Origin of the sequence: Rheinheimera sp., from assembly GCF_020217005.1 — a bacterium.
In the GTDB taxonomy this organism is placed as follows: Bacteria; Pseudomonadota; Gammaproteobacteria; order Enterobacterales; family Alteromonadaceae; genus Pararheinheimera.
On record NZ_JAIWOI010000312.1, the window covers coordinates 1 to 10,000 of the forward strand.

12 protein-coding genes are annotated in these 10,000 nt (G+C 46.6%); 11 read left to right on the forward strand and 1 reads right to left on the reverse strand.

The features are described 5' to 3' along the window. The first annotated feature begins 16 nt into the window (after positions 1 to 16). The 5 genes from rnc to acpS are packed head-to-tail and all read left to right on the forward strand — an operon-like array spanning position 17 to position 3,346. Positions 17 to 667, forward strand: a complete 651-nt coding sequence (rnc, locus tag LDL40_RS15190; protein ID WP_300996288.1) for a ribonuclease III — start codon at positions 17 to 19, stop codon at positions 665 to 667. After that, on the forward strand, positions 657 to 1,553 hold the full coding sequence (gene era, locus LDL40_RS15195) for a GTPase Era (RefSeq protein ID WP_300996275.1): 897 nt from the start codon (positions 657 to 659) through the stop codon (positions 1,551 to 1,553). Before rnc ends, era begins: the two co-directional genes overlap by 11 nt. Before the next feature lies 1 nt (position 1,554). After that, entirely contained in the window at positions 1,555 to 2,235 is a 681-nt protein-coding gene (gene recO, locus LDL40_RS15200) for a DNA repair protein RecO (protein ID WP_300996276.1), read from the forward strand. A gap of 2 nt (positions 2,236 to 2,237) precedes the next feature. After that, positions 2,238 to 2,969: a pyridoxine 5'-phosphate synthase gene (pdxJ, locus tag LDL40_RS15205; RefSeq protein ID WP_300996277.1), complete on the forward strand. Its 732-nt coding sequence runs from the start codon at positions 2,238 to 2,240 to the stop codon at positions 2,967 to 2,969. Beyond that, entirely contained in the window at positions 2,969 to 3,346 is a 378-nt protein-coding gene (gene acpS, locus LDL40_RS15210) for a holo-ACP synthase (protein WP_300996278.1), read from the forward strand. Before pdxJ ends, acpS begins: the two co-directional genes overlap by 1 nt. Positions 3,347 to 3,492: 146 nt before the next feature. Here the strand turns inward: acpS and LDL40_RS15215 are convergent, their stop codons facing one another. Further along, positions 3,493 to 4,272, reverse strand: coding sequence for a hypothetical protein (locus LDL40_RS15215; RefSeq protein ID WP_300996279.1), 780 nt, complete (start codon positions 4,270 to 4,272; stop codon positions 3,493 to 3,495). A 543-nt stretch (positions 4,273 to 4,815) separates the two neighbouring features. On the opposite strand from LDL40_RS15215, the gene LDL40_RS15220 reads away from it, so the two are divergent. The 6 genes from LDL40_RS15220 (at position 4,816) to LDL40_RS15245 (ending at position 9,950) form a co-directional block, all read left to right on the forward strand. Further along, positions 4,816 to 5,052 (forward strand): hypothetical protein, encoded by a 237-nt coding sequence (locus LDL40_RS15220; protein WP_300996280.1) that lies wholly within the window; start codon positions 4,816 to 4,818, stop codon positions 5,050 to 5,052. Positions 5,053 to 5,118: 66 nt separating this feature from the next. Then, on the forward strand, positions 5,119 to 5,907 hold the full coding sequence (locus tag LDL40_RS15225) for an SAM-dependent methyltransferase (RefSeq protein ID WP_300996281.1): 789 nt from the start codon (positions 5,119 to 5,121) through the stop codon (positions 5,905 to 5,907). 1 nt (position 5,908) lies between these two features. Continuing rightward, positions 5,909 to 6,421, forward strand: coding sequence for a GNAT family N-acetyltransferase (locus LDL40_RS15230; protein ID WP_300996282.1), 513 nt, complete (start codon positions 5,909 to 5,911; stop codon positions 6,419 to 6,421). 161 nt (positions 6,422 to 6,582) lie between these two features. Continuing rightward, the gene (locus LDL40_RS15235; protein ID WP_300996283.1) at positions 6,583 to 6,852 is read left to right on the forward strand and encodes a hypothetical protein; all 270 of its coding nucleotides are present in this window, start codon (positions 6,583 to 6,585) and stop codon (positions 6,850 to 6,852) included. Between the two features lie 239 nt (positions 6,853 to 7,091). Next, entirely contained in the window at positions 7,092 to 8,618 is a 1,527-nt protein-coding gene (locus LDL40_RS15240) for a GGDEF domain-containing protein (protein ID WP_300996284.1), read from the forward strand. A 75-nt stretch (positions 8,619 to 8,693) separates the two neighbouring features. Next, positions 8,694 to 9,950, forward strand: a complete 1,257-nt coding sequence (locus LDL40_RS15245; protein ID WP_300996286.1) for a hypothetical protein — start codon at positions 8,694 to 8,696, stop codon at positions 9,948 to 9,950. The last annotated feature ends 50 nt before the right edge of the window (positions 9,951 to 10,000 follow it).

Sequence of the window (10,000 nt, forward strand, 5' to 3'; positions counted from 1 at the left end):
ACCTGTTAGCGGTCTGATGAAAAAGCTGGGTTACCAGTTTCAAAAGACCGCACTACTCGAACAAGCCCTGACTCACCGCAGTTGCAAAGGTGAGCACAATGAGCGGCTGGAATTTTTAGGCGACGCTCTGCTGAGCATGGTGATCGCTGAAGCCCTGTATCTGCACTTTCCTAAAGCCCGCGAAGGCGATTTAACCCGTATGCGCTCTTCCTTGGTCAAGGGTGTAACACTGGCTGAAATAGCCAAAGAACTGGAGCTGGCCGAGTATTTACGGCTTGGTCCGGGCGAGATGAAAAGCGGTGGCTTACGCCGCGAATCTATTCAGGCTGACGCAGTAGAAGCCATTTTAGGTGCTATCTTCTTAGATGCTGGTATCGAAGCCTGCAAAGAGCGGATTTTAAACTGGTATGGCAGTCGTTTAACCAGCATTCAGCCTGGCGTACAAAAAGACAGTAAAACCCAATTGCAGGAATACCTGCAAGGCAGGCGTTTACCTTTGCCTTTGTACGAGGTGATCGACACGCAAGGCGATGACCACGACCAGGTCTTTACTGTGCGTTGTACTGTGCAGGGCAGAGCCCCTGTAATAGCGTCTGGCAATTCCAGACGTAAAGCTGAACAGGATTCAGCACGGATTTTGTTGGAACAAGTGAAAAATGACCTCTGAGACTTTTGCCGGACTGGTTGCCATAGTTGGCCGCCCAAATGTGGGTAAATCCACTTTATTAAACCAGCTGATTGGTCAGAAGGTGAGTATTACTTCGCGTAAACCACAGACGACGCGTCATCGTATCGTAGGTATAGATACTCAGGATAATTACCAGACTGTGTATGTCGATACCCCAGGTTTGCATATCGAAGAAAAACGCGCCATTAACCGCCTGATGAACAAAGCTGCAGCCAGCACCATTCTGGACGTAGAACTGATTATTTTTGTGGTGGAAGGTACGCGCTGGACAGACGACGACCAAATGGTATTAAACCGTTTGATTGCAGCAAAAAAACCAGTGTTGCTGGTGGTCAATAAAGTCGATTTATACAAAGACAAGGAAGAGTTATTACCACATTTACAGTGGCTGAGCAGCCAGCTCGATTTCATGCAAATTGTGCCTTTGTCAGCAGAAAAGGGCACCAATGTGCAGGAGCTGCGGGCCTTGGTTCAAAAACAATTACCTCCTTGTGAGTTCTTTTTCCCTGAAGAATATGTCACGGACCGCAGCAGCCGTTTTATGGCGTCCGAGATAGTGCGGGAAAAGTTAATGCGTTTCCTTGGCGACGAATTACCTTACGCTGTGACTGTTGAAATCGAACGTTTTAAATGGGAAGAAAAACATTACCATATCGCTGCTTTAGTGTTGGTTGAACGCGACACACAAAAGCAAATGGTGATAGGTAAAAAAGGCGAACGTATTAAAACTATTGCCACAGAAGCCCGTAAAGATATGGAAACCTTGTTTGAACAGCCAGTGTTTTTACAAGTGTGGGTGAAAGTGAAATCAGGTTGGGCTGATGATGAGCGCGCCCTGCGCAGCTTAGGTTACGGCGAAGACTAAAATGGATAATCGCAGCTGGCCAGCTTTTATCCTGCACAGCCGCGCTTTTAAGGAACAGCAGTTGTTAGTGCAACTGCTGCTGCCTGAACTGGGGCGGGTCAGCGCTGTGATCCGCAAATCTAACAGTAAAAAACAACAACGTTTGTCACTGCAGCCTTTTCAGCTATTACAGCTGGAACTGGTGGGGCGTTCTGATTTAAAAACTGTCAGTAAAGCCGAAGAAACAGGGCCTGCCTTTTTGCTGCAAGGAGAAAAGCTGTTTGGCGCCATGTATTTAAACGAGCTGATCTGCAGGCTCTGGCCTGAAAACGTCGGTTCTGATGCGCTATTCGATTTATACCAACAAAGCCTGCAGCAGTTGCTGACCGCAGAGCTTGAACCTTGTTTACGCCAGTTCGAATTCTCCCTGCTGACTGAGTTAGGCCAGCCTGTTGACTGGGGTTACGATAGTGAAGGTGAGTCTTTGCAAGACGGCGCTTTGTACCAATGGTGGCCGGAGCAAGGCTGGCAAATTGCCGGCAAAGGCTGGAAAGGTGCAGTGCTTAAAGCCATAGGCCAACAGCAATGGCAGCAGCAGGATGTATTAAAGGCCGCCAAACAATTAAGCCGCTTATGGTTAGCGCCTTTGCTTGGCAGCAAACCTTTGACCAGCAGAGCATTATTTCAATCGATCAGGAACTAGTTATGAGCGCCATTTATTTAGGTATCAATATCGATCACGTCGCTACTTTACGTCAGGCCCGTGGCACTTATTATCCTGAACCTGTGCATGCCGCCTTATTGGCAGAGCAATTTGGTGCGGATGGCATTACCGTGCATTTACGTGAAGACCGCCGCCATATTCAGGACCGGGATTTATTTGTGTTGCGCGAAACCATAGCCACCCGATTAAATTTTGAGATGGCTGTGACCGAAGAAATGTTGGGCATTGCAGCTCAGCTCAAACCTGAATTCTGTTGTTTAGTGCCGGAAAAACGCCAGGAACTGACCACAGAAGGTGGTTTAGAAGTGGCTGGCCAGTTCGAGAAAATTCAGGATGCTGTGCATCGCCTGCAGCAGGACAATATTTTAGTCTCCTTGTTTATCGACGCTGATGAAAAACAAATAGCAGCGGCAGCCAAAGCCGGTGCGCCTTATATTGAAATTCACACAGGCCAGTACGCTGAAGCGACAGATCCGAAACAGCAAAAAGCAGAACTGCAGCGTATCACTGAAGCTGCTGCTTATGCCGCTTCTTTGGGTTTAACCGTCAATGCCGGTCATGGCTTGCATTACCACAATGTGCAGCCTATCGCTGCTATTCCCCAGATGTACGAGCTGAATATTGGCCATGCTATTGTGGCCCGCGCTATCTTCTCTGGTTTAGGCCCGGCAGTCGCTGAAATGAAACGCCTGATGGTCGAGGCGCGACGTTAATGGCCATTGTTGGTTTAGGCACCGACATAATCGAAATAGCGCGCATAGAGCAGAGCCTGGCGCGCTCCCCCCGTTTAGTACAACGGGTATTGACTGACACCGAGCAGCAAATCTTAGCGGCTCATGGCCAGCCAGCCCGTTATTTCGCTAAACGTTTTGCCGCCAAAGAAGCCGCTGCCAAAGCGCTTGGCACCGGTATAGGCCGTGGTATTTCCTTTCAGCATTTTACGGTCAGCAACGACCCTTCAGGTCGGCCGCAACTTGAACTCACGGGTCCGGCGAAAGCATTAGCTGATTCAATGCAAGTGCGTTCTGTCTGGCTTTCGATTAGCGACGAACAGGCCTATGCCTGCGCTACTGTTATACTTGAATCTTAAGCGCGTTCTAACGCTTTGATTGCCAAAGATAAGGTGAAAGTATAAGGTCAGTGGGCGCCACGAACTCTGGCCAGTCATCGCTTTCTATGCGGATGAATGACATGCTGAAATTCGTGGGCATCCCTCAGGACCTGCTCCAATATAGCTTAACTGGCGGTCCCGCTTACTTCGCCATTCAGATAGGCTTTGATTTGTTCACCCACACTAGTGAAGTAGTCAAGAATGCTCTGACGCACAGGTTCCATTTCTGACGCCGTGATATTCTGGAAATCTTTTGGGTCTTCGAAATCGTCCAGCATTTTATGCTTGGACTGATAATTAGACAGCTCAACCAGTTTAGGCATCAGCGTCAGGTCGACAGGCTGGTGAATGGTTTCAACACTGACGGCAAAAGCGGCAGAGCTGAAGTAGTTATCCATCCCCAAAAAGCTACGGGTAAACAGACCGTAGCCCTGGCTGTAATATTCGTTGCAGCCATAGTTGCCGCACTCGAGATAAGCCAGAGATGGGGTTTCAAATACGCTGATCACCACTTGGATCCCTTCTGCCAGCAAGCGTTTACGCAGCAAGTCCTGCTCCATCGTAAATTGCCAGTTTTTATCCCGAACTTCGACAAAGTTCAGCGGTTGCAATGGCATTCTATTCCATTTGCTCAGGTCGACCACTTCAAAGCGTTCAGGCCGCTCTAACTGAGCCTTTAGGGTGTCAAAAATGCTGTCCGACATCCGCCATTGATAGGGGTAACTGGTATTAAAGTTATTAAAAATGGTGGTGCCTATATGGCTGTGATTAACATTGTCACCAGCCACTACCAATACCCCAATTTTGGTTTTAGCAGGTAAATTCAGACTGGGTGTAGGCGGAACATAGGTACTGGCACACGCACTCAGCAGCAGGCTTAATGCCAGGGCAAACAAAACTTTCATCGGCTGTCCTTAGTTAAAAAATCCAATGGTAATGAATGGGAAAAATTGTGCTGTTTATAGCAGTAAATTTACTATTTTTAAACAATTTTGTTTATGGGAGTATGCTTGCCCTTTGCGCCGCAGTTCAACTTGTTGAAAACACGCTAAGGCATTAAAAGTTAGTCCTCATCTTGCTCACAACGTCAGTGCATACATCTGCCTCCAACATAATCAGCTTTTAGATAGCTCACTCACAAAAATATAAACCTATTCACAGGAGCAAGATGCTGGACCAGTTTTGAGTTTTGGTTGATCAGTTTGGCTTTCGATTAGCGACGAACAGATCTATGCCTGCGCTACTGTTATTCCCGAGTCCTAACCTTTAGCCTTCGTACTTGAAACTGGCGCTTTGCGGGCAGGGCTAAACCCGTGCCCTAAACAACATAATAAAACTAGTCAAAAGCACAAACTCAGCGTTAGTATCGGGACAGGTAAAGTCATATTTGCCTGAACGGCTTAGTTATGTTGAGCCACGTGATGAGCTTATTTATTAAGGAAATTCAAATGTCTACAGTGATCAGCTTATTGGAAAAAATCGGAAAGGACGCTAACTTACGTTATGCCGACAAAACTACAATGACAGAGCAGTTAGACCCTGCTTTAGCTGCCGCTATCCTGGCTGGATCTCAGGAGCAGTTAGCCGCTGTTTTAGGTGCGCGCACAAACGTCATCTGTGGCGTGCATGCCGCAGAAGAAGCTGACGAGCAAGAAGAAATTACCTCAATGTTCAAAGCAGGCTAATTTCGTATCTGACAGCTGCCCTCGGGCAGAGTTTTAACCTGTAGGTTGTGGCAGTAGGTGAAGTTCATGCAAAAAGGTAGTTTAGTTTGTGTAGGCACAGGTATGACCTTGGGTTCTCATATCAGTCCTTTATGTCGTAGTTATATAGAACAAGCCGAGGTGGTATTTGTACTGGTCGCAGACGGTACTACTGAGCTGTGGATCCAGGGCATGAATGCCGATGTACGTAGCCTGCAACCTTATTACTGTGAAGGCCAGTCCAGGATGATCACCTATAAACAAATGGTGGCCGCTATGTTGGCTGAAGTGCGCCTTGGTAAAAAAGTCTGTGGTGCTTTTTACGGCCATCCCGGTGTATTTGCCTGGGTGCCACATCAGGCGATAAAAGAGGCGATAGCAGAAGGTTATCAGGCCCATATGGAGCCAGGTATTTCAGCCGAAGACTGTTTATATGCTGATTTGGGCTTGGACCCCGGCACTTATGGTTGCCAGCATTATGAAGCCAGCAACCTGATGTTTTACCAGCGAACCATAGACACAGCGGCTTATTTAATTTTATGGCAGATAGGAGTCGCAGGAGATAAATCACTGGCGAAATTCACCACAGGCGGCGCTTATCGCCAGGTTTTAGTGGAGTTGTTGAGTCAATGGTATCCCTTGGATCATCAGGTAATTTTATACGAAGCTGTTACTTTGCCTATTCAGCAACCCCGTATCGAACGCATCACTTTATCTGATTTACCCAAAGCGCAAATGGATTTAAAAACCACTTTGGTGATACCGCCTGCCACTGTAGCCAAAGCCAATCAGCTGATTCTGGATAAGCTCAAAGTTGTGGTGGCACAGGAGCTTTAAAATGGAAGAGCTGAAGCTGGAGGCTAATCCACAGCGGTTTCAGTTGCAAACCACAAGGCTTACTATTCGCCCTTTGGCTGACAGGGACAGGCTGATGTATTGCAGCTTGTATACAGATCCAGAGCTGATGCAGTTTATTGCTCCTGTGATGACGATGGAAAGCGCTCAGCATAGCTTTGATATCGCTGTACGCCTTAGCAAGCAACAGCCTTTTAAGCGGCTTTTTTTGGCGTTGTACCAACATAATCTAGCTGTAGGTATGGTGGGTTTAAGTGCAGTGAACCCGACACTGAAACAAGCGGAAATTGGCGTTCTGTTGGCTAAGACAGGGCGGGGGCAGGGCTTTGGTCAGGAAGCTCTGGATGCCGTTTGTCGCCTTTTTTTACAGCTAAACCCTGAGTTTTTGCTCTATACAGACATAGACCCTGGCAATGCAGCGGCTCAGCATATGGTACTTCAGGTAGGTTTCAAACCTGATAGTCAAAACGACAGGCTATTTTGGCGTCAGAGCTAACGACGAGATTGGCAAGTGCCGAGAAATTGTTGGGTCTTTATCTTTGAGTATATAATCCTGAACCAAGCTTGTGCTTTTAATTTTATCGTTTTAAGCTGCATTGGAGCTAAAAATATTTAGCAATATCATGAAATCAAATCATAAAAAATGGAGCTGTGCGCATGTCGAAAATCATTCGTTTATTGGAAAAAATGGGCCAAAACTCAGAGTTTCGTTATGCAGATGCCGAGCATATTGCAAGCTTAATGGCTGATGCTGATCCAGCTTTGATTGATGCAGTGACTGCCGGTGACCAAAGCAAAATTGAGTTGCTATTAGGAGCCCGCACCAATGTTGTTTGTGGTATATATCCGGCTCAAGAACCCGATCAGGAAGAACCATCTGAAGAAGAAAATGAAGATGGAAAAACTCATCAGAAAATAGCGGTTTAAAATTAGAATTAATGTTCAATTCTAGTTGGGCTTTGCACCTAAATAAGTTTCTGATGTTTTGGAAGCTTATTCTGCTTCATTTTTTTTTGACTTTTGCTGTTTATGCGCAAGAGGCAACACAAGATCTCCTTGCTGCAGATCAGATTAAAAGTACGGACTTTGCTGAGTTTCAAAAAAATCTCAGTTTAATCGAGCAAAAATATTCAACACTTAGTGATCTTGAGGAAGACTATTTCCTATTGCTTCGTGCGTACGAGGCAGCCTATTCCGGTGATACAGCTAAGTCTATTGAGCTTACGTTACAACTTAACAACACCGGAGTTGACCAGACCATTGCATTCAGAGCAAAAGCACTAGCGATCAATAGTCTTGTTGTTAACCGGCGTTATTTGGAAGCCTTTACTTATCTGGAACAAATTATTAATCAGGTTAGTAAAATCGAGCAGCCTTTGGCCCGGGAGCAAGGTTTATTAGTTACAGCGATGATGTACAGATATGTAGAACGTTATGAGCAAACCATAGAATATACAGAACAAATAGAGGGCGAGAAGTTAAGAGAAACAGCAATCTGTGCGGCTAAACAACTACGTTTGGATGCCTTAAGTAGTGCGGGAATGACCGAACGTTTTCTTCAAGAGCTGGATTCTGGATTAGATTATTGTGAGCGAAGGGGCGAGATTCTGTGGGCCAATCTTATTCGAACTTATAAAGGAAAATATTTGCTCAAAACCGGTGAATGGCAAAAAGCCAAAGATTTTATGTCGCAGTACCGGGAGCAAGCTGTTTCTAGTTTGTATCCGCGACTTATAGCCGAATTCGATATTATTTTGGCCGAGGCCAATTATGCTTTAGGGCACCTTAATGAAGCGAGGGATTATGCCAGTCGTGTCATAGCAAGTAGAGCTGGAGACAATGTAATTTTCCCCAAAGTGACAGCATTAAAAATCCTCTTCCAGCTTGAAAAAGATAATGCTAACTACCAGCAGGCTCTTGATTATCATGAACAATATACAGCGGCCTTTACTGCTTACATGGACGATAAGTCAGCACAGCAGATGGCGTACCATACGGCCCATTCAGAAATTCTGGCGCAAAATCAAAAGATAGCTTTGCTGGATAAAGACAATCAATTGTTACAGTTAGCGCAAGAAAAACTGAAGCATCAGGCTACCTCAAATCAATTGCTCATTGTCGCGTTGGCCATGCTGGTATTGGGTCTGGCGCTCATGGCCTATCGTAGTCTGCAAGCCCGCCAGCGTTTTAAAGCCCTGGCCGAATACGATGACTTAACGGCTATCAGCAACAGGTACCATTTTTCAGTTTCAGCCAAAGACGCTTTAAACTTGTGCCAAAAAGGTCAGCTACCGGCCGCTCTTATAGTGTTTGATTTGGACCACTTTAAACAAATTAACGATCAATATGGTCATGCAGCAGGTGATTGGGCATTACGCCAAACTGTGGATACCTGTCGTAATTTTATGCGTAACAACGATGTATTTGGCCGAATTGGTGGTGAAGAATTCGCTATTTTATTACCAGGTTGTCAGAGCGATAAGGCGCATTTACTGGCCGATATATGTCGGGATGCCATCAAAAATATTGATACAGCAGCGTCTGGCTACGAGTTTAAATTAACTGCCAGTTTTGGTGTTACTTCAGCAGAACTTTCTGGTTATCATTTAACCAAACTGATTGAAGATGCAGACACTGCAATGTATCAGGCAAAACAGCAGGGGCGGAATAAAGTCCAGTTTTTTCAGGGCTGAGTCTATTCGCAGGCCGCAACTGCTGTTGATTAGCTCTGCTGAAGAAAGCTCAGGATTAACGAATAGGGAGATGCTTTGAAAGCATTTTTGTGGTCTTTGTGTCTGCACATTGTGCTGATAGGTTTGCTGACCTATCATCATTTTGTGCCTACTGACGCCGCAAAAATTAAACCTGAACCCCCTATTCTGGCTTATGCATATCAGCCGATAAAAGCTGTGAAAGCGGCGCCAGTGCAACCACAGCAAGAGGTAACAAAGGCAGAACAGGTTATAGTGCCACCAATGCCTGCCAAAATACCAAATCAACAAGCTCCAGCCAAAACGCCAGTAAAAAAGCCCCAAAAGAAAAACACAACTCAAAAAGCTAAACCTAAATCCAATCTAAAACCAACAAAAGCCAAGGTAGCTCAGCCCAAAAAGAAGCCTTTTGTACCAGTGCGTAAACCCGCTATGGTTAAAACACCGCCAGTAGTACCAGCGCCTAAGCCGTTGCCGGTACCGAAAGTAGCTGACGTGGTTGCTGCTAAGCCGTTGCCGGTACCGAAAGCAGCTGACGTGGTTGCTGCTAAGCCGTTGCCGGTACCGAAAGTAGCTGACGTGGTTGCTGCTAAGCCGTTGCCTGCGCCGAAAGCGGCTGAAGTGGTCGCTACTAAGCCGTTGCCGGTACCGAAAGCAGCTGAAGTGGTCGCTGCAAAGCCGTTGCCGGTACCGAAAGCGGCTGAAGTGGTTGCTGCTAAGCCGTTGCCGGTACCGAAAGCGGCTGAAGTGGTCGCAGCTAAGCCGTTGCCGGTACCGAAAGCGGCTGAAGTGGTCGCTGCAAAGCCCCTGCCTGCAGCTAAAGTCGCTGACCCGGTGGCGGCTAAGCCTGTGCCCGAAGCTGCAAAAGCAAAAGTTGAAAATCCGGCTGCAGAACCTCAGGTTGTGCAGAGAGAGCTTCAAAACGGAGCACTACAATCTGCCAGGAAACAAGACTCAGCTGATCAGCTTTCAAGGCTTTTGCAGAAGGATAAAAGTATGGCAAACAAAGCCCTGCAGTCCGCTAAGCAGGGCGATGCTTCAGGTTCCGGCAGTTGGAAAGAGAAACAAAAACAGTTGGCTCTGGAAATTACAGCTCAGAAGGCTGAACCAAAGCCGGAGACTGGGCGCAAGGTGAAAGACTTTGCCGATGGCAGTATGTTGATCGATACCAACCCAGGTTGCTGGAAAGTCCCTCCAGCAGGCTCCAGCAAAGACTCTATCTGGTTATCAACCAGTGTTCCCTGTAAAGCCGATACCACAGTTGAGCAAATAGACGCCATTTTGAACAAACGCCGGAGTTACAGCAGGGACTAGTAAAGCAGAGTGGGATCTTCTGCAGAATAGCCACAGTCAGATGAAGAGTT

What these genes read in the sequence shown, in the direction of transcription:
- rnc (WP_300996288.1), top strand. Translation starts at nt 17, where the DNA reads ATGAAAAAGCTGGGTTACCAGTTTCAAAAGACCGCACTACTCGAACAA.
- LDL40_RS15230 (WP_300996282.1), top strand. Translation starts at nt 5,909, where the DNA reads ATGGAAGAGCTGAAGCTGGAGGCTAATCCACAGCGGTTTCAGTTGCAA.
- LDL40_RS15215 (WP_300996279.1), bottom strand. Translation starts at nt 4,272, where the DNA reads ATGAAAGTTTTGTTTGCCCTGGCATTAAGCCTGCTGCTGAGTGCGTGT.
- recO (WP_300996276.1), top strand. Translation starts at nt 1,555, where the DNA reads ATGGATAATCGCAGCTGGCCAGCTTTTATCCTGCACAGCCGCGCTTTT.
- LDL40_RS15220 (WP_300996280.1), top strand. Translation starts at nt 4,816, where the DNA reads ATGTCTACAGTGATCAGCTTATTGGAAAAAATCGGAAAGGACGCTAAC.
- era (WP_300996275.1), top strand. Translation starts at nt 657, where the DNA reads ATGACCTCTGAGACTTTTGCCGGACTGGTTGCCATAGTTGGCCGCCCA.
- acpS (WP_300996278.1), top strand. Translation starts at nt 2,969, where the DNA reads ATGGCCATTGTTGGTTTAGGCACCGACATAATCGAAATAGCGCGCATA.
- LDL40_RS15235 (WP_300996283.1), top strand. Translation starts at nt 6,583, where the DNA reads ATGTCGAAAATCATTCGTTTATTGGAAAAAATGGGCCAAAACTCAGAG.
- pdxJ (WP_300996277.1), top strand. Translation starts at nt 2,238, where the DNA reads ATGAGCGCCATTTATTTAGGTATCAATATCGATCACGTCGCTACTTTA.
- LDL40_RS15225 (WP_300996281.1), top strand. Translation starts at nt 5,119, where the DNA reads ATGCAAAAAGGTAGTTTAGTTTGTGTAGGCACAGGTATGACCTTGGGT.